The 20,246-nt window shown below is 46.7% G+C and carries 13 protein-coding genes; 4 read left to right on the top strand and 9 right to left on the bottom strand.

Going from position 1 to position 20,246, the window contains the following annotated elements:
• The first annotated feature begins 74 nt into the window (after positions 1 to 74).
• Complete coding sequence (gene plsY, locus ACO0K2_RS15575; protein WP_423020441.1) at positions 75 to 680, top strand: glycerol-3-phosphate 1-O-acyltransferase PlsY; 606 nt, start codon at positions 75 to 77, stop codon at positions 678 to 680.
• Positions 681 to 756: 76 nt separating this feature from the next.
• Here plsY and tsaD read toward each other — a convergent pair whose 3' ends face one another.
• From tsaD to ACO0K2_RS15595, 4 genes are all read right to left on the bottom strand, one after another.
• The gene (gene tsaD, locus ACO0K2_RS15580; protein ID WP_423020443.1) at positions 757 to 1,785 is read right to left on the bottom strand and encodes a tRNA (adenosine(37)-N6)-threonylcarbamoyltransferase complex transferase subunit TsaD; all 1,029 of its coding nucleotides are present in this window, start codon (positions 1,783 to 1,785) and stop codon (positions 757 to 759) included.
• Positions 1,786 to 1,870: 85 nt separating this feature from the next.
• Positions 1,871 to 5,239: a PAS domain S-box protein gene (locus ACO0K2_RS15585; protein WP_423020445.1), complete on the bottom strand. Its 3,369-nt coding sequence runs from the start codon at positions 5,237 to 5,239 to the stop codon at positions 1,871 to 1,873.
• 324 nt (positions 5,240 to 5,563) lie between these two features.
• Positions 5,564 to 7,150 (bottom strand): DUF3369 domain-containing protein, encoded by a 1,587-nt coding sequence (locus tag ACO0K2_RS15590; RefSeq protein ID WP_423020447.1) that lies wholly within the window; start codon positions 7,148 to 7,150, stop codon positions 5,564 to 5,566.
• 84 nt (positions 7,151 to 7,234) lie between these two features.
• Positions 7,235 to 8,794: a sensor histidine kinase gene (locus ACO0K2_RS15595; protein ID WP_423020449.1), complete on the bottom strand. Its 1,560-nt coding sequence runs from the start codon at positions 8,792 to 8,794 to the stop codon at positions 7,235 to 7,237.
• 648 nt (positions 8,795 to 9,442) lie between these two features.
• On the opposite strand from ACO0K2_RS15595, the gene ACO0K2_RS15600 reads away from it, so the two are divergent.
• Together ACO0K2_RS15600 and ACO0K2_RS15605 are read left to right on the top strand one after the other, a co-directional pair.
• Positions 9,443 to 10,753 carry an aspartate aminotransferase family protein gene (locus ACO0K2_RS15600; RefSeq protein WP_423020451.1) on the top strand — a complete coding sequence of 437 codons (1,311 nt, stop codon included), beginning with the start codon at positions 9,443 to 9,445 and terminating at the stop codon, positions 10,751 to 10,753.
• Between the two features lie 141 nt (positions 10,754 to 10,894).
• Positions 10,895 to 11,080 (top strand): hypothetical protein, encoded by a 186-nt coding sequence (locus tag ACO0K2_RS15605; RefSeq protein ID WP_423020453.1) that lies wholly within the window; start codon positions 10,895 to 10,897, stop codon positions 11,078 to 11,080.
• Between the two features lie 13 nt (positions 11,081 to 11,093).
• On the opposite strand, the gene ACO0K2_RS15610 is transcribed toward ACO0K2_RS15605, so the two are convergent.
• The 5 genes from ACO0K2_RS15610 to ACO0K2_RS15630 all read right to left on the bottom strand — a co-directional run bounded on the left by ACO0K2_RS15610 (position 11,094) and on the right by ACO0K2_RS15630 (position 16,556).
• Positions 11,094 to 11,732, bottom strand: coding sequence for an FMN-binding negative transcriptional regulator (locus ACO0K2_RS15610; protein ID WP_423020455.1), 639 nt, complete (start codon positions 11,730 to 11,732; stop codon positions 11,094 to 11,096).
• A gap of 8 nt (positions 11,733 to 11,740) precedes the next feature.
• The gene (locus tag ACO0K2_RS15615) at positions 11,741 to 12,202 is read right to left on the bottom strand and encodes an OsmC family protein (protein WP_423020457.1); all 462 of its coding nucleotides are present in this window, start codon (positions 12,200 to 12,202) and stop codon (positions 11,741 to 11,743) included.
• Between the two features lie 157 nt (positions 12,203 to 12,359).
• A complete protein-coding gene (leuA, locus tag ACO0K2_RS15620; RefSeq protein WP_423020511.1) occupies positions 12,360 to 14,084 on the bottom strand; it encodes a 2-isopropylmalate synthase in 1,725 nt (574 codons plus the stop codon).
• A 110-nt stretch (positions 14,085 to 14,194) separates the two neighbouring features.
• Complete coding sequence (locus ACO0K2_RS15625; protein ID WP_423020459.1) at positions 14,195 to 14,335, bottom strand: hypothetical protein; 141 nt, start codon at positions 14,333 to 14,335, stop codon at positions 14,195 to 14,197.
• A 370-nt stretch (positions 14,336 to 14,705) separates the two neighbouring features.
• Positions 14,706 to 16,556 carry a glycoside hydrolase family 13 protein gene (locus ACO0K2_RS15630; RefSeq protein ID WP_423020461.1) on the bottom strand — a complete coding sequence of 617 codons (1,851 nt, stop codon included), beginning with the start codon at positions 16,554 to 16,556 and terminating at the stop codon, positions 14,706 to 14,708.
• An 818-nt stretch (positions 16,557 to 17,374) separates the two neighbouring features.
• Between ACO0K2_RS15630 and ACO0K2_RS15635 the strand changes: the two genes are divergently transcribed.
• Positions 17,375 to 20,215, top strand: a complete 2,841-nt coding sequence (locus ACO0K2_RS15635; protein ID WP_423020463.1) for a TonB-dependent receptor — start codon at positions 17,375 to 17,377, stop codon at positions 20,213 to 20,215.
• Positions 20,216 to 20,246 lie beyond the last annotated feature (31 nt).

The raw sequence follows: 20,246 nt of genomic DNA on the forward strand, positions 1-20,246 counted from the left end.
TGCTCATTCGATCAATGAGATAGTTAACATGACTGAAGGGAAACGAACATCCCTTCGCAGCTTATAGGATAAAAATGAATACGATTCTGGCAGCGGTAATTGCTTATTTGATTGGATCAGTGTCTTTCGCAGTGGTAGTGAGCAAGTTATTCGGGTTATCTGATCCGCGTACTTATGGCTCTAAAAATCCTGGCGCGACGAATGTATTGCGCAGCGGTAATAAAGCAGCTGCTGTGCTGACCCTCCTTGGGGATGCGGTCAAAGGTTGGTTTGCCGTTTGGTTAGCGATGAAATTTGAGGCGCAATTTAACCTCGACGATGGCAGTATCGCTGTCGTTGCGATTGCTGTTTTTCTGGGGCACTTATGGCCTGTATTCTTTAAGTTTGTGGGCGGTAAAGGTGTAGCGACGGCAGCGGGTGTGCTTATCGGTATCAATCCATGGCTGGGGCTCGCAACCTTGGTGACATGGATCGTGATTGCGTACGCGTTCCGCTATTCCTCGCTGGCAGCGCTGGTGGCTGCGGTCTTTGCGCCACTGTATTACGGTTTATTGTTTGGCCCAGACATCAAGCTGCTGGCTGTGTTCGTGATGAGTGGCTTGTTAGTGTATCGTCACCGTCAGAATATTGCTAATCTGATGGCAGGAAAAGAAAGCCGTTTGGGAAGTAAGAAGACGTAAGCTTGCCATCGCTAGGCGATGTGTTTCGATCAGTGAGCGACCAGAAAAGTCCGCTCACTGGTCAAGACCTCATCGCTTAGGCTGCGTCAAGCTCATGCAATGGCCAACGTGGTCGCACATTAAAAGCATAATCCCGTGTCGCTAGCGCGGGATTTTTTTTGAGCCGCATCGCACCAGCAAAGGCAATCATTGCTCCATTATCGGTGCAGAATTCCAGCTCTGGGTAGTAGACCTGAAAGCGTTTTTTTGCTGCTGTCGCGTTTAATGCTTGCCGTAGCTGTCGGTTAGCGCCGACGCCACCTGCGATCACCAGACGTTTTAATCCGCTTTGTTTGATAGCAGTGGCGCATTTCGCGACGAGCACATCCACAATCGCATCGACAAACCCGCGGGCCACATTGGCTTTGTCGATTTCGCTCATTTCATTGGGATATTTTTTGACGGCAGTGAGTACCGCCGTTTTTAATCCAGAAAAACTAAAATTAAAATCTTTCGAATGCAGCATCGGGCGCGGGAACTGATGCACCGTCGGGTCACCGCGCTCTGCTAGCAGGGAGATGGCCGGACCGCCAGGGTACGATAACCCCAAGAGTTTTGCCGATTTGTCAAAGGCTTCTCCAGCGGCATCGTCTAGCGTCTCTCCCAAGAGTTGGTACTGCCCGATCCCATCGACGCGCATCAATTGCGTATGACCACCAGATACCAATAATGCAATAAATGGAAACTCTGGCGGCTGACTGGCGAGTAAGGGCGACAATAAATGTCCTTCGAGGTGGTGTACGCCGAGGACGGGGCGATCAAGCGCCAGACCGAGACCACAAGCAAATGAGGCACCCACCAGCAAGGCACCTGCCAAGCCTGGACCTTGCGTAAATGCAATGGCGTCGATCGCTTCCTTTTGAACGCCCGCCTGTTGAATGACTTGATTCAGCAATGGCAAGGCGCGACGAATATGGTCCCGTGACGCCAGTTCAGGGACAACACCACCGTACTCTTGATGCATTGCAATTTGTGAATGCAAGGCATGCGACAGCAAACCACGGTCGGTGTCATATAAGGCTAGTCCTGTTTCGTCACAGGAAGATTCAACGCCAAGAACTATCATGAAGCTACTTTAAAAAAAGGGAGAGGTACCGATTGGGCACAAGGACAAGGCGTGATTATAACTTTCCTTGGCGATTCAGGGCGATTCAGGGCGATACGGCGATGTCTGATACCAAAGGCAATTCAATATAGAAACTCGCACCGGCGCCATCAACCGACTCAAAACCGATGCTACCCCGCATACTTTCTATTAATTCTCTGGAAATCGCCAGACCGAGGCCCGTTCCGCCTTTTTCACGGGTATCCGATGAATCGGCCTGCGCAAATTTCTGAAAAATACGGTCTCTGAACTGAGCCGGTATTCCTTTGCCTTGATCAGTGACCGTAATCCGGACGCGCATCTCCAATACCATGGCATGAATATCAACAGTCTCATTGGCAGGAGAATACTTAATGGCATTGGAGAGCAAGTTCGAAATGACTTGCATGAAACGTTGGATATCAATCGAAATCGTCACCTCCGGCACCGGCTGATGCAAACGGAGAGTCACGCCACGCTCCGCACCAAATGTCACATTGGTGTCGATTGCTTGTTGAAGCAGAGGGGCGAGGGCATAGTCCTGCATGTCAAAATGCATTTTGCCCGCGCTGAGTTTTTCCATATCCAGCAGATCATTGATCAGGAAAGTCAGGCGTTGGCTATTTTTGCTGGCAATATTCAGAAGCGGTTTCAGGTTGTCTGGTAGCGCACCTGTTGCACCGCCAAGAATCAAGCCCAATGCACCAGAGATCGAGGTGAGCGGCGTTCTTAGTTCGTGACTGACGGTGGAAATAAACTCATTTTTGATCCGCTCGACACGTTTTCTTTCGGTAATGTCACGCACCAGTCCAATGTACAGCGCGCGACCTTGGCGTTTCACGGCAGATACCGACAGGTCCAGTGGGAACACGGTTCCATTTTTTCTTCGTGCTTCAATCTCTTGCGCAATGCCGATCATGGATGAGACATTGTCTGCTCTGAGTGGAAACGATGTGTTGGGGCCATCTTCGCCCTCTGGCAGCAGTATGGTGTAGTGTTTCCCGATGAGTTCTTCTTTGTAATAGCCAAAGATCTTGGCCGCGGCGAAGTTAAACGCATCAATAAAACCCAAATGATCAACGGTAATGATCCCGTCTAACACGTTATCAATGATTGCTTGTGTGTGGGCGGCCTGATCTCTTAAGGCCTGGGCACTTGCCTTGCTGTCGCTGATATCCTGAAGTGTGCCGTAGATACCGCGTATTTGCCCTTCTTTCATCTGCGGTAAGCCAATGATGCGCACCCAACGTTCATGTTTTTTTGCGGTAATGATTTTAAATTCCGCATCAAAACGTGTTCCTTTTGTTCCGGCCTCGGTCAACAGGTGGTGGATGTGTTCTCTGCTATCTCTTCCTTTAAAAAACGAGAGGGCAAGTTCCGCGTTGCACTCAAAGTCTGCATCGACCTCATGAATTTGTCTGGTAACAGAACTCCAGTTGATTTCTCTGCTGGTGAGGTCGTATTCCCACGTGCCGATACGTGCGGCGGCATTGGACTGCTCAAGTAATTCGTAAGCATGCGCCAGTTTTTCCTCGGCGATTCGTTCTTGCGTGACATCCTGATGGCTACCAGACATGACAAGCGGCTGACCGTTATCATCCCAGCTGACGACGCAACCGCGATCTCTGATCCAGATCCAGCTTCCGTCTTTATGGCGCATACGACTGACAAGATCAACGTAGGGTATTTCACCCTTAAAGTGTTTGTCGATCAAATCAGCGGTGATTTTTGCGTCATCTGGATGGCATAAATCAATCCACGTCTGGACATTGGTGGGGCTAAGTTCGTCGAGGGTATACCCCAACATTTCCGCCCATCTTTCGTTGAAAATCGTCATGCCGGAGGGGACGTGGCACTCCCATGTGCCAATATTCGTTCCCTCGATGATGTTGGCGAGACGTTGTTCGCTTTGTGCATGCTGGCGCTGGATTCTCGCGGCGTTCACCAATTGACCTACCGCAATTGTCACGGGTTGCAAAAAGTCGACCGTCATTTTGTCAAAAGAGGAGGGACTATTTGCTATTCCCATCATCGCGACAATCTCCCCATCATATTCGACAGGTAGTGCCAGAAAGTGTCGTAAGGGCGGATGGTCTGGTGGTAAATCGCCTACATGGCGCTCAAAAGCGAGATTATTCGAAATAATCGGTAACCGCTTCTCTGATCGCAGATCAAATAACGAATTCAGATCAAAGAAGTCGATACCGTTTTGAACGTTCTTTTTATTGAGTTCAACCGTTTTCTCATCCCAGCCGAGATCGAGGATAGAGCACACTTTGAGATAAGGCACGTTATCTCGATTTTGGAGCACTTCGCAGATGAAGCCATATTCACTCTGCGTCAATCGCAAGCTGTTTGAGAGCAAGGTATCGAAACCCTTGCCACGGTCTTTTCCTTTAATAAATTGCGATTGCGCTTTGGCAACAGCATCGTTGAGCTGTTGTTGTCGCTGTAAGCTCAGATTCAAATATTGTCGTTTGATCGTGCCATTGACCCAGTCACCCAGCACATTGATAAACTCGATCTCAATATCTGTGAATCGGTTAGATCGTGCATGTGGGTCTGAAAAACCGAGGGTACCAAATCGTTTTCCTTCTACGAATAAAGGCAGGCCGATATAGGTTTCCTGTGAAAACTGTTGATAACTTGGGTGGTTGGCAAAGCTACTTTGGCTTAAATGTGTTTCACAGAAGACGTCGTGTTCTTTATTGAGTAAATCGGAAAACGTCGTTTCTTTACGAAAGCGCTGTCCTTCTTTAATCAATCCTGTGTTTGAATGGCATACCTGAATGACCGTTTCGTTTTCTTGGATCTGCGATATCACGCCAGTCGAGACCTGCAGATATTGGCAACCAAGTGCCAGGGCTTCACGGAGCAAAATCTGCGGATCTTGAAAAGTGAGGGAGGTGATTCTGGTTAAGGTCAGTAGCGCATTGCGTTGTCGTTGTGATTGCGTGTTACTGATTTCGTGTTCGATACAATCTGCCAAATGCCGCAGGAGGTCTTGCTCTTCGGCGTTCAGTGTTCTAGGGGTGGGGTCAATGATACAGAGCGTGCCGATTCGCTGTCCATTCTGTGCATGGAGTGGTGCCCCTGCGTAAAAACGGATATGCGGTGCACCGACCACCAGCGGATTGTCAAAAAAGCGTAAATCTTGGCTGGCATCCGAGACATGCAAAATGTCATCGGAGAGAATAGCGTGTCCGCAAAAGGAAATATCTCTGCCTGTTTCAGCGACATCGAGACCCTGGCGGGACTTAAACCATTGGCGATCACTATCGATCAAGGAAATTAATACAATTTCCGTTTGAAAGATTTTTTGAGCAAGTAGTGTTAACCGGTCAAATCGCTGTTCAAATGGCGTGTCGAGAAGCCCGCATTCCTGGAGGGTTGATAGCCGAAAATCTTCTTCATCCGGGCGCCGTGGCGATTGCATAGAGAGTATTTCTTCGTAAAAGAGAACAAACAGCATCGGTGTCGATTGGGGTACTGCTCACCGCTCAAGGAAGATGTCCATTTCGGTCAGACACTTGTTCGGTCAATCCCGCTATTTTTATCATTTTGCGCTAATGAATTAAATGCCGCAAAGCGAAAAGTTCTATATTACTATTTTTCTCAAAATAAAACTTTATCAACGCTATTTTAAATTGATCTCATTTCCGATGCAGAGATACGCCATGACAGCCCCAATAACATATCTTAAAAGCAAATTATTCTTGGGCTGGCTGCCTATGCTGTGCTTGGATGCAGTATTGGTCAATTAATGCCCGTCAGTCTGAATCCAGTCTGGATTTTTTGTGCTGACGAAATGCGTGATAGCCCACACAATATCTGGATCAAATTGCTTGCCGCTACGTTCTTGAAGATAGGTCAATACTTCGTCTAGCGGCCATGGCTCTTTGTAGGGGCGCGCGTGCAGCAAAGCGTCGAAGACGTCGACGACAGCAACGATACGTGCTGCAAAAGGAATCTCGTTGCCTTTTAATCGCCGAGGGTAACCGTTGCCATCGTAGTGCTCGTGGTGACAGCCAGCGATTTGTGCGCCAATACTGAGGCTACTGATCCCCTCGACCATTTTTGCCGCTCTTTCGAGGACGGTTTCCCCAATATGCGTATGCCCCTCCATAATCACACGTTCTTCTGGCGTATGTTTCCCCGGTTTGAGCAAAACCACATCAGGAATCCCCACTTTGCCGACATCATGCAAAATACTGGCAATCCCGACAAAGGCTAAAAAATGCGCGTCTGCTTCAGGGGGTAACTTATTCGCCGTTTTGAGCTCTTGTGCGATCGCCTCGGTGAGTCTGCACACCCGCCGAACGTGACCACCCGTCGTTGCATCTCTTGATTCAGCGAGATCAGCGAGCGCAACGACTGTTGCTTCTTGTGTTTTTTTAAGCAATTCAAACATGTGAAGATTATCAAATGCCGCTGCAATTCTGTCGCAAAAGATCGTGAGAAGACTGCGCTCTATATCGTTTAAAGGCCTAATTGACCGGAACGCCACAGCAAACTGACGTCCATGGGTTGTATGAATAATCAGTACGTCAACATCGTTCAAATAAATGCTTTTCTCTTCTCTGAATGCCGCCAAAATGGGTTTGGCCCACGGATGACTCTCATCCAGAAACTTTTGTGCCAGTAAGTCGGTTGATTCTCCTGACGTAGCGACAATCAATGGCATACGTTGAGAAGTGGAATCTGAAATAGAATCGAGAAGACATAAAACGCCGTCTTTTCCGACGTTCAGAATCGCATCGATTTGAGTCAACACGCCCGATGCCAATTCCTTTAATGAGTCAAGTTGATATAAGTTACTTGTTGCCTCAAGAATTTTATCGAGTCCGCGTCGACTGGTTTCGATGATCTTAAGTCCCTCATAAGAACGTAACGAGGAGATGACCGTCGTGAACATCTTTTGCGATGTGAGCTCGGTTTTTAGTTTGTAATCATTGATGTCGTAATCGACGATCACGCTCTGCTCTGGGGCCTGACCAGGTTGACCCGTGCGTAAAATAATCCGCACTAAATCATTTTTTAACTCTTCACGAATTCTTCTCGCAAGAATTAGTCCAGCGTCTTCTGTTTCCATCACGACGTCGAGTAAAATCATCGCAACATCCGGTTGTTTGCATAACACTTCGAATGCTTCTTTTCCAGAATACGCTGAGACGATCTCTAATTCGCGCCCTTTGTATTTCACCTTATTGAGTGCAAGTCGTGTGACAGCATGGATATCAGGCTCATCATCAACGATGAGAATGCGCCAATAAACAGCCGAGTATTGATTGCCGATATGCTCGTCATCACTGAGCCAGTTTTCGTCATCGTCCATCATTTTTTCCATGTTAACCTCTATCAATGCTCTATTTTTACGGACATATAGGAAAGGTCGACCAGTGTCGTCGAGCTGCCTAGTACGCTCCTCACTTTACGTGTCAGATTGTTTTGTTATACGAGGGATCTGTATGTGAAAAATGGCACCACCATCCGGATGGTTTTGCGCTTTGATCGATCCACTCAATTGCTTAGTGATAATATTGAAAACAATATTGAGGCCAAGACCTGTACCGCCCTGACCACGTTTTGTGGTGAAGAAGGGCTCAAAAATTTTATCCAGAAACTCTTCTGGAATGCCTTGGCCGTTATCACGAAAGTGGAGATGGACGTCGTTGTTTGATAAAGAAAATTGAATCAATATTTTTCCACTGCTCCCAATTGGAAATGCATGTGCGACCGCATTCATCGTCAAATTGGTGATCACTTGTGCGATCAGACCAGGGTAACTATCCAGGATAAGTTTTTCTTGTGATTCAATCTCAATGCTGACAGATGATTTACGCAAGGTTGGATTGAGGCTCGCAATGACATCGTTAAGAAATTGTTCAAAATCAAATTCACGCCGCTGCTCACTGGTTTGATCGACGGCGACTTGCTTAAAGCTCTGAATTAAATTCGCGGCACGATCGGCATTACTTAAAATTAAGCGCGCACTTTCTTTGGCCACCGACAGAAAAGTGGTGATGTCTGATTTTTTTATTGCACCACTTGCTACCTGTTTGTTTATCGTCAGAGTTGCATCATCAAGAACAGATGCACTTGTGACGATCACTCCCACAGGCGTATTGATCTCGTGTGCTATCCCCGCGACAAGACTGCCGAGGCTTGCCCACTTTTCCGATTGCACTAATGATTTTTGTGCGATCTTAAGATTGTTGTACGCCTCTTCTGCTTGCTGTGCTGATATACGTGCCAGTGCTTCTGCTTCACGCTGTGATTGAATCACTAGTTTTAAATTACGTAACACCAAATTAAAGCTACGAATGACTTTTCCAAACTCGAGGCTTTTGGGTTCAATGAGTTCTGCCGCTAATTCACCTTCATTCGAAGCAAGTTCAGCAAGCGCTTGTTTTAGACGTTCGATGGGATCGAAGACCACCTTTAAACTCAGAATTAATGCGATGGTGAGAACCAGATCAAGCGTTAATATTTGTAGAAACGAAACAAGGAGACTCTCGCCAAGTAACTTTTCAATGTAGTCACGGGAGAAGGAGATCACAACAGTACCAACGAGCACACTTCGAAGCGAATTTTCTGCATTCTTTTTGGTCACTGCATCGGCCAATAAACTCGCTCTGACTTCGAATGGAGGGGAGGCGTGGTGGGTGATAAAAGTATGTGATTGATTTTCTTGTTTCTTCGCTTGTGCAAAGACGGCGGTTGGTGTTTCTGCAAAATAGACCACGATTTGACTAATATCAGCGCTCAGCATCTCCGCTTTAATAATTTTGTTCGCGGTTGCCTCATCTAAGTTCCATAAGGTTGGTGGTAATGAAGTCGTCAGACGTGTAATGACTTCGTTTTGATGCGCATCAAAATTTTTTTCTAATTCAGCAGAGAGACGTATGTATCGATAAAATCCGAAACTCGCGAGTGTTGCTGTCACGATGAAAATAAATAACGAAATTAGTCGAAAGCGGAGTGAATACATCGTGCTCTTTTTCTCGTATTGTTTGACGTAAATAAACAGTCAGAATTTTTTTTCATCACTCATTGTTGATTTCAAAAATAATGAATTCAACGATGATCAGCTGGTGCCGAATGACCTACTTTTGTATAACATCATACATTGGTTTTTTACTGATTAATGCATATCAGTGTCGTGTCGTGCTTCTTTTTTTTTATACTTTTTACTAGGGGAAAAGATATTTGAGGATTGGAATTTTTTTTGATTTTTATTTTTTGGGAGAAGGAAAAATGCAATGGTATATCGCAAAAAAAGAGAAAAAAATGACGTACATCCATCAGATTTTTTTTTGAAATTGTTGCGTGTCGTATTTCGACATTGATATGCACGAAGTACAGGTAAGAAAAAAATACAGCCAAAAAATATAATTAATTATTGGATTAGCTAACGAAACTGTCGCTGTCAAAAGTACGACAGCGATTGCTTTGTTGTGGCAGCGAAATGTGTTTGAAAAGATGCATTGAGCGATGTTTTGTTGTATCGAAACAGTGCTGAAAGAAAAATTATCCTCCTAGAGAATATTTTGCTAGCTGTCTACGCCATCCTTGCATATGCTTGTCGTTGATTTTAAGATAGTTTTACCGCTTGGTAATTCGCTTTAGGAGAAAATACATGCTTAGCAAAAAACAGCTGGATTCATATTGGATGCCATTTACCGCTAATCGCGATTATAAAGATGCACCTCGTGTCGTCGCTTCTGCCTCTGGAATGTATTATCGCGATCAACAAGGGCGCGAGATATTAGATGGTACAGCTGGGCTATGGTGTGTACCATTGGGCCACTCGCATCCAACCATTGTCCGAGCGGTTCAAGATGCGGTGGCGACATTAGATTATGCCCCTGCTTTTCAGATGGGACATCCGGCTGCCTTTGAGCTAGCAGAACAATTGATTGACTATAGCGGACATCAATTTGGTCAAGTGTTTTATACCAATTCAGGATCAGAAGCGGTAGATACGGCACTGAAGATGGTGCTCGCTTATCACCGCGCAAATGGTCAATCGCAACGCACGCGCTTTATCAGCCGCGAGCGTGGATATCATGGTGTTGGTTTCGGTGGCATGTCGATTGGCGGCTTGCCGGCTAACCGTAAGCAGTTTGGTACCTTATTGGCTGGCGTTGATTATTTACCGCATACCCATCAACTCGAAAAAAATGCATTCACTCGTGGATTGCCAGAGTACGGCACACACCTTGCCGATGAACTGGAACGATTGGTTGCGTTACATGATGCGTCCACGATTGCAGCGGTGATCGTTGAGCCGCTTTCTGGATCAGCCGGCGTTATCCTTCCATCTAAGGGATATCTGAAGCGCTTGCGTGAGCTTTGTGATAAACACGGTATCCTGCTCATTTTTGATGAAGTCATTACTGGTTTTGGCAGGATGGCGACGCCTTTTGCCGCTGATTTCTTTGATGTCAGACCCGATCTGATGACAACAGCGAAGGGATTGACGAATGGCGTTGTCCCGATGGGGGCGGTATTTAGTCATGCCAAAATCTACGAGACGCTCATGGAGAGTCCAGCGGGAATCGAATTTTTTCACGGCTATACCTACTCTGGTCATCCATTAGCGTGTGCAGCAGGTCTCGCGTCATTGAAAGTGTTTAAAGAGGAAAAAATTCTTGAGCACGCGCAAAGCATGACGGCCTACTGGGAGGATGCTTTGCATTCACTGAAAGGCTTACCGCATATTATTGATCTTCGTAACGTAGGGCTCATCGGTGCCATCGAGCTTGAATCGATTCCGGGTAAAGTGGGCGCACGGGCAATGGCTGTCTATAAAAAAGCGTTTGCTGAAGGCGTGTTGGTTCGGACCACCGGAGACATTATTGCGTTGTCTCCACCACTGATTTTGGAGAAACACCATATCGATCACTTGTTTGGGAAACTGACGGAGATCCTCAAAGCAGCCGATTAATCGTGGTTGGTCTCGCCTGCATCAAGGCGAGACCATTCACACATGGTTGCGGCGTTTAAAAAAACATCTATCTTTTATTTAATTTTTATTTATTTTTATATAACGACTTGATATGCTGTCTACCTTTTATAAGGAAAAAAGATGTCAGAAAATATCGTTATTGCGCTTGAAATCGCGTCATTCATCGGACTGGTTTTTGGTTATACCCGTAAAAATCGGAATGTGATGCTACTCGCCGCCTTGGCGTTGTGGTTTGTTGGCTCACATGGTTTGAGTGACGCTATCCAAGGATTTATGGATGGTTGGCAGTCAGTCGCGAATGCTTGAAACTGATCTCACCTTATTCCTCAAATAACTGACGTTCCATGATATCTGCCATTGCTTCGTTGCGGTGCTGCTGATCATCGCGCAATTGCACCGCAATGTGACTGCGATTAGTGGCAGATTTATTTTGGCTTGTTTTCCATTTTCCAACGAGGCGCGAGATCGTAATCTCAATACCGACAATGTGTTCCATGAGGTTGTGAATGTACTCAGGGGGCGCATCAGCAACCGCCCAAGGCGATCCACGTGTTGATTCAAAACGATCGGTTAGTTGCGTCAGTAGATCGAGAAACTGTGTCGTGTCATCGACTGTGGCGATGGTGCCATGTGCGTGGACAACCGCATAGTTATACGTCGGCACGACCGCACCCGTTTGTTTTTTTTCTTCATACCAACTTGGCGTGATGTAAGAAGAGGGACCTTGAAAAATCAGCAAAACAGGATCTTTGTTCTGCCAGACTGGATTCGCACGAGCGACGTGTCCGCGTAATGTGCCGAACGGCGCATCGTGCGTTGGTGGCGTCATGATGAAGGGAATGTGGTTCGCCGTCATGCCCTCTGCCTCCATGGTAATGAGGCTGGCAAGTGGGTGATCATGGATCAACTGATGTAATACATCGAGACGTTCTTCCGAAAAATGCGATGGGATGTACATGTCGTCATTTACTCCTGAATGATGGTGACTGAAGCACGTAATGAATTGGCGATATAACAGCTGTCGTGAGATAGGTGGTGCAAGGCATCGATTTGTTCTTTGGTGGGTACCTGCTCGCCAGAGAAAATCACGCGTGGATGTAATTCAATGTGGGCGATAAAGAGACGTCCTTCCTCATTTTTCGCCATAAAGCCAATAGCGTGGTCTTGATAGTCGTCGACGACATATCCCTGCTTTTGCGCAAAGCTTAAGAAAAAAAGCATGTGACAGCTCGCGAGCGCGGCGACTAGCGCCTCTTCCGGGTCGACATTGGCTGCCACGGACATCGGCAAAGGCACTGAACTCGGTGCCGACGAAGCAGGCACGCTCAGTCCTCCATCAAAACTCCAGACGTGACCTCGGCTATAGCGATTGTCGATGAATACTTGGTTACCACGATGCCAAGCGACGTGTGCTTCATATTGACTCATCGAATGTCCTTTTTAGCGCGCAAAATGAGCAATGAGTGTACGACAAACTGGCGAGGATGCAATACGGTTTTGTCTGCAAAAATAAACAAGAAAGAGAAAAAGGTCGGTGGTGATCCCCACCGAACCCTTTTTCTCTTTGACGCGATGGATTGCCTTGTTAAGCAGCAACCGCGATTGTATTGTTGGTTGATGGGTGCTGCTGTCGGCGATATCGGTTCACTACACTACAAAGTGTCTGTAAATAGGCGCTTTCCGCTTCAGTGGCGATGCCAGCACCAAAATGACGTTCCCCATGGACGCGTGCTTCGATGATGCATTGATACTGTGTGCGGCCCTGATGATCAATGATCGTTTGTTCTGTCATGTCGATCATCTCTATCTGTATTCCTTGTTGCGCAAATGCGGCAATCCCTGTTGAATGAATACCATGCCCTGTTGCCTGGACGACTCGTGATTGTCCGTTGAACAGCAACTCCAGATGCAACGATATATGCGCTGGCGTTGATGGTGATGTTCCCTGTTTGAGAACGTGGTGTGCGTGATAAGCGAAACCGTGTTCGGCATCCAAAAATGCCTGTTTAAAAATCGTATATAAATCACTTGCTTGTACCTCCAGCCCACTACGATCAGCGTACTGTTGTACCGCATGACTAAACTCAATCTGCATGCGCCGTGGCATGCTAATGCCATATTCTTGTTCTAATAAATACGTCATACCACCTTTGCCGGATTGACTATTTACGCGAATAACCGCGTCATAATTACGGCCGATATCGTGCGGGTCGATCGGCAGGTATGGCACTTCCCACATTGCATCCGGCGCTTGCTGCGCAAAGCCTTTTTTGATTGCATCTTGATGCGATCCCGAGAAAGCCGTATGGACCAAGTCGCCCACATAAGGATGACGCGGGTGGACAGGGATCTGATTACATTCCTCAACGCACTGACGTACTGCATCGATATCAGAAAAATCAAGCTCTGGAGAAATACCTTGTGTGTAGAGATTCAATGCCAGTGTGACTAAATCGACGTTGCCGGTGCGCTCCCCATTACCGAACAAGCAGCCCTCAATGCGATCAGCTCCCGCCATGACAGCCAACTCTGCTGCGGCAATGGCAGTGCCACGGTCGTTGTGCGGATGCACGCTCAGTATCGTTGCCTCACGGTGTGCAAGATGGCGATGCATCCACTCAATTTGATCAGCGTAAATGTTTGGTGTCGTGCATTCGACAGTGGAAGGAAGATTAATAATGATTTTGCGTTCAGGCGTCGCTTGCCAAACTTCGGTTACCGCATCGCAAATCTCTTTTGCAACCTCGAGCTCGGTCATGCTGAAGGTCTCTGGTGAGTATTGAAATGTCCATGCGGTTTCGGGACGTGCATCGGTGAGCGTTTTGATCAAACGCGTACTGTCGACGGCGAGCTGTTTGACTTCGTCGATAGATTTGGCAAAGACAATGCGACGGAAAGCAGGAGAAACAGGGTTATACAAATGGATAATCGCACGCTTCGCGCCTTGCACTGCATCGATTGTGCGTCGGATAAGATCCTCACGCGCTGGGGTTAATACCTCAATCGTGACGTCCTCAGGAATGTGGTGCTCAGTAATTAATTGTCGGACAAAATCGAAATCCGTATCGGATGCAGACGGAAACGCGACTTCAATTTCTTTGATACCGATGTTGACCAACATCTGAAAAAAACGCATTTTTTTGCTGGCGTTCATTGGCTCAATCAATGCCTGATTGCCGTCGCGTAAATCCGTACTCATCCAGATGGGCGCTTTCTCGATGTGACGGGAAGGCCATTGGCGATCCGTGAGCGGAGACGTGGCAAATGGATTGAATGCACGGTATTTCGTGGACGGTTGCGTGAGCATGATAAACCTTTAAAAAAAGAGAGGTCCTTCACCATCGAGATGGCGATGTCAGAAAAAGTATCAGGGGAGGTGGTGAGAGGCTAACTGGCTTCCACCGGCATACGCGCGGCCAGTTAACCGATCGGTAGTCGGCGTAGTGAAACGTGGATGGAGACGTAAGTGTGTTGATCGGTGTAAGCAAGTCGCAAGACGTCCCCGTACGCCGCCATTGTGACGGTCGCTACGGTGATAATGGTGGTCTTGCGTGGGTACATGTTGATCATCCTTCGCGGCCTATCTCGGGCCTAGTAATACACTGTGGGTGGTAAAACTGGTGGCGATTACTTCAAGGGTCTTGTGAGGTAATGCCTGCAACGAACGCTAATTACTTAGCTAGTTGTAGAGATAGTAGTGCTAGTAGGGATAGCAGCATCAAAGCGGAACCTGTGAGCAACAGAACTGGTCTGTGCGCAGCAGTGTGTTTCGCGGCAGTGATGTGTTTTTGGGATGTCATGGGATCTAATGTAAATCGAGACCATGTTGGTCGTCAAGTGTTTATTTTGATTTGTTAATCCCCAAAAAAAATGCTGCTTGTGGAGACCGTAAGGTTCCACAAGCAGCGTAGGTCGGGATCGCTGCCGACCTTTATTTGACGTTTAAGATAAGTGCAGATTCAGGGGGAATGCTGATGGTATGTGCGATATCGATGTCCTTCTCATTGATCACATCGATCGCACTTACATGGCCTTTTAATATTTCCTCAAACCGTTGTGTATCGATGGTCGTTGCTGTTTTATTTTTGTTGAGTAACACCATGACGATCTGTTGATCGTTGTATCTGAAGTAGGTGTACACGCCATGTTCTGGCAGGTAATGCAACATTTTTCCATGATGAATGGCCGTTTGTGTTTTTCTCCATTGCAGCAATTTTTTCATGAAGCTTTGGGTTTTTATTTGTTCGTCATTTAACCCTTTTCCAGTAAACGCGTTCACGGTATCGCCTGGCCATCCACCCGGAAAATCTTTGCGTGCTTCACCGTCATCTTTTCCTTTTGCACTTGTCATGAGTACTTCGGTACCGTAATAGAATTGCGGAATACGCGGCGCCGTCGCGACGTAGGCGATTGCGAGACGTACCAAGCCCGGATCGTCGTTAAAGATCGTGTAGAGACGGCTTAAATCATGGTTACCTTCAAAGAGGACGAGATTGGTTGGATTCGGATATTCTTCATCGTTACCGAGGGCCTGATACAGTTTGACCAGTCCCGAAAAATCGGTCTCTGGTTCGCTGAGGGCCGTGCGCAATCCATCTTGCAAAGGGAAATCCATCAGGCTTGGTAAGTAGGAGGTATACCCGTTGCGATGGACTTTGCCGCGTTGCCAGTACGCGACCGTCGCTGGATTGAGACTCCATTCTTCACCGACCATGTTCAAGTTAGGATATTCCTCGGTGAGGCGACGCGACCATTGCGATAAAAAATCAGTATCAGAGTAACCGTAGGTATCGATGCGTAGTCCAGCCAGACCTGCATATTCCACCCACCAGATTGAATTCTGGATTTCATAGGTCGCCACCAGCGGGTTCTTCTGATTGACATCAGGCATGGTGTCGCTGAACCAGCCTTGGGTAAAATTTTGCTTATCCGCTGCTGAGGCATAGGGATCGCCCACGACGCTATGCGCATGGCGGGTTGGAACGAATTGGCCGTCAAAGCTAATCCAATCTTTGGCGGGCATATCTTTCATCCACCAATGATCGTTCCCGATATGATTTAAAACGATATCTTGAATCACGCCGATGCCTTTTTGTTTGGCGAGACGGACCATGTTTTTGTAATCCTCATTGCTACCAAAGCGCGCATCGACCTTATAAAAATCAGTCGCTGCATAGCCGTGGTAAGAATAGGCTTTTTGGTTGTTTTCAACGAGAGGGGTTGGCCAGATCATGGTGTAGCCAAGACCCGCAATATAGTCCAGATGATCGACAATCCCTTTGATGTCACCGCCGTGACGACCTTTGCTGTTGCTGCTACGGTTTGCTTGATCAAGGAATCCCGGCATGTTGTCATTGTTGGGATTGCCATTGGCAAATCGGTCTGGCATAAGATTGAGAATGACATCCTCATTGCCGAAGCTACGCCGCATTGCTGAGCCTGGCTCGCGTTGTTGTAGCTGATAGGGGTAAGTGATGACGGTGTTTCCTTGGCGGAACCGGAGCGGCAATGTGCCCGGTCTGGCGTCCGGCCTAATTCTGACATCGACAAACAGATAGTTGTGATTACTGACTCTTGTGACCGATTCAATCGAGACATTCGGGTAGGTCAGTTCTGGCGTGCTATCCGCGATATCTTTTCCATGAATCATTAACTGGAGATGTTCCGATTGCATACCCGTCCACCAATGACCAGGTTCGATTCTTTCGATGACGGGCGCTGCTGCGTTGACTGCGATGGACGTGAACGACAATGTCAGCATCCCTATGATGTGTTTCAACATAATTTCTATCCTTGATGTGTGTCGCTGACAGATCGTCGATGTCTGTTTGTCGCGGCGAAAGATGCATTCTTTTTCATTGTAGACCTGTGGTCATGAGATGTGTTTTGCGTCTGCACCATTGACGTGCGGCGTATTTTTATTGCGCAACATTGGTGCAATGCAGCATTGCTGACCCCTTCTTTTCTGCCATGTATTTCATTAAAACAGCACGAAATCACTGAATTAAGCGTTGAAATTGAACAGATTATTGAGCAATGACAAGGCTAAATGTAGCGAAACTACAGTTAATTAACAACTATTTTTGTGAAATAACACTACGCTGAGTTTTTGTTTGTATTTTTTCAATAAATTACAAATAGAACACGTATATGACGCTATTTGATCGCTGTTTTATAGCTGAAATGGCGAGAACGAGGGTAAAAGTGTTGCATGCTTTTTGAGCAATAATTTGTTCATATTGCCATGCTTTTCCGTCTCAATGTGTCGGTTTTTTGGGCGCATTTTTTTGAGTGCAGGCAGACTACAAGAGGATTGAGTGTGAAACATCGACTCGGCTATGTAGTAATCATGTAGTTTTTCTGTAGTCTGACTACAAAAAAATGAGTGGTATGTCTGAAAAAAGCAACAACGCCCTGAATGTATTTCCTAGGGAACGTGTAGTTTTGCACCAAAATGTAATTGAAATACATTGACTGAGGAAATATATCTGGTTCAAACTACACCTGCAGCATTTGCTTTTGGGGAGGTTTGATACGTCAAATTTCAAGTTGTGTTGCCACGCTATATTTCTGCGCAAAAAAAAACCAAGGAGACGGGTAATGAGTAAAAAAGAAAAAATACGAGACGATGCGGCATTGAATTTTCAATTCAAAGTAACGCCAATCGCAGCGGCATGCGTCATCATGCTGTCAATTTCTGCAAACAATGCTTCTGCACAGCAAGCAACGCCAGCGGCGGGTAATTCCACGGTGACGAGCACCGTTGAAGTGGTCGGTATTCGCAAAGGTATTGAAGATGCGATTTCGGTCAAAAAAGAAAATACTTCCATCGTTGAAGCGATTTCTGCTGAAGATATCGGTAAGTTGCCAGATACAACAATCGCCGAGTCTCTGGCACGTCTGCCAGGTTTGACAACACAGCGCGACAAGAACGGTAATGCAACGACGATTAGTATTCGTGGTTTGAGCCCAGACTTCGCTGGTTATTTATTGAATGGTCGTGAGCAAACAAGTACAGCTGACAGCCGTGCTGTCGATCTGAGTGTTTATCCAGCAGAATTGATCAGCGGTGCTGTTGTCTATAAAACGAATGATGCTGAAGTGGTCGGTCAGGGCTTGTCTGGTACGATCGATCAGAAGCTGATTGATCCGTTGGCATTTCCAAAGCGGACAGTGAGTGTTGGTGTTCAACAAACAAAAAATGGCGTTAGTTTGCAAGTACAAGGTACAGGCAAGCGTGAAACGTTCACTTATATCGACCAATTCGCAGACCGTACTATCGGTGTGGCATTGGGCGTTGTGCATCAAACGAGTGATTCAGGCCACAATGATTTCGGTACTTGGGGTGACTACAAAGGCAACGTGGTAGATACGAACGGTAATACCGTTTCTGGCGTGACCGTACCGGGCGGCGGTGGCTTCAATATCGATACGCAAACTGTGAGCGATAAGCGTACAGGTGTTGCAGGTATTCTTGCATTCAAACCAAACAAAAACTTCAATAGCCAATTGGATGTGTTCTACTCCAAAATTGAAGATTATACAAAAATCAGTGAATTGCAGATTCCTGGTACCGGCGCTTTCACGAAAACGACCATTGTTGGCGGTGTTGCGACAGGTACAACAATGACAGGCGTTAACTTGATCGACCGTAACGAGGGCTTGTTAGAGAACGATACGATCAAATCTGTCGGTTGGAAAAATACATTGAAGGTCAACAATGACTGGACGGCAGTCGTTGATCTGAGCTACAACTCCGCACAAAGCGTGCAGCGTGATGATGAGTACTATGCTGGTCTGGCTACACCACAGACATTGACAATGAATGGTCTTAATGGCGGTGTACCACAGATGGCCTACGGCGCTAGCTTGACTGACCCAAGCACCATGGCGATCCGCAACCAATGCGGCTGGAGTGGCATCAGCAGCCCACTGGTACCACAAGATCCATCTTGCAGTTCTGTATCACAAGCTGGTTACGCTAAAGGCCCGACAATCACAGATAAAGTGAAAGCTGTTCGCGTCGATCTGAAAAAAGAATTTAGCGAGGGTATGTTCACCAATCTGAAATTCGGCTTGAACTACACAGACCGTACAAAAACAGCGATTACAGACGAAGGTTTGATTATCTCTGCTGCGCAAAATGGTTATGCGCGTGTGCCAATGCCATCCGGTGCTTCTGTGATTTCGAACGTGGGTGGCACAGGTATCAACATGCTGGGCTTTGACCCAACAGTGGACCTTGTTCCTGGTACTGTATTGCAACGCAAATATAACAACGATATTCTGTCAAAAACCTGGGGCGTTGAAGAAAAAGTCACCACGGTCTACGGAAAACTGGATCTTGAATCGAAGGTCGCAAATATTCCAGTCAGAGGTAACGTTGGTCTGCAAATCGTTAATACAACCCAGTCTGGCTCTGGTTACCAAGCAAGTGTTGGCTCAACACCAGTGCTGAATAACCCAGCTGTTGGTGGTTCGATGACGACAGAGCAAACTTCTTATACGAACGTATTGCCGTCATTAAATCTGAATGGTGACTTGGGTAATGATCTGGCTCTCCGTTTGGGATTGGCTCGTCAAATCGCACGTCCAAACATGACAGATATGCGTGGCTCCTTCTCATTTGCAGTCAATAGCAATCCAGCGGCAGTCAATGGTGTTGCACAGCCAGCGCGTTTTGAAGGTTCAGCAGGTAATCCATTCTTGAAGCCTTTCTTGGCAGATGCGTTTGACGTATCTCTGGAGAAATACTTCGCTAAAAAAGGTTATATCAGTGCTGCAGCGTTCTACAAGAAGCTCGATACATACATCGTGCCAATGACAAACTCCAGCTTTGACTACACACCGTATCTGAGCACGTTTGGTTTGCAATCATTGCCAGGTGGTAATAAGGGTATCTACACAACGACAGTCAATGGCTCTGGCGGTGCGTTATATGGTACTGAGTTGACCGCTTCCGTGCCTCTGAACATGGCATCGAAATATCTGGATGGTTTCGGTGTAACAGCAAGTTACTCCTACACTGACAGTGATGTCTCTTTGCCTAACAGCATCGGACAAAATCCAGATCAAGCGCCAAACGCTGGTAGCATTCCATTGCCAGGCTTGTCTAAAGTCAATGAGAAGTTGATGGTGTACTTCGAGAAAAATGGCTTTAGCGCCTTTGTTGCAACTAACATGCGTTCGAAATATGTTGGTAGCGTTGGTAATACGACAGTCGGTGGTTACCCATCACTGATGTACATCCAGCCGCAACGTTGGGTTTCTGCTCAGATCGGTTACGAAATCCAATCGGGTCCAGTAAAAGGTTTGTCTGTACGTTTTGAAGGTAACAACCTGAATCATCCTTTCTACCAGTTGAATAATGGCGATGGTTCTGTCAATACTAAAACACAGACTGGCGCGACTTACTTCCTGAGCCTGAGCTACAAGCTGTAATGTAGTTATTGGGAATTGTGTCTCAAATATG

Origin of the sequence: Undibacterium sp. MH2W, assembly GCF_049340215.1 — a bacterium.
In the GTDB taxonomy this organism is placed as follows: Bacteria; Pseudomonadota; Gammaproteobacteria; order Burkholderiales; family Burkholderiaceae_D; genus Undibacterium.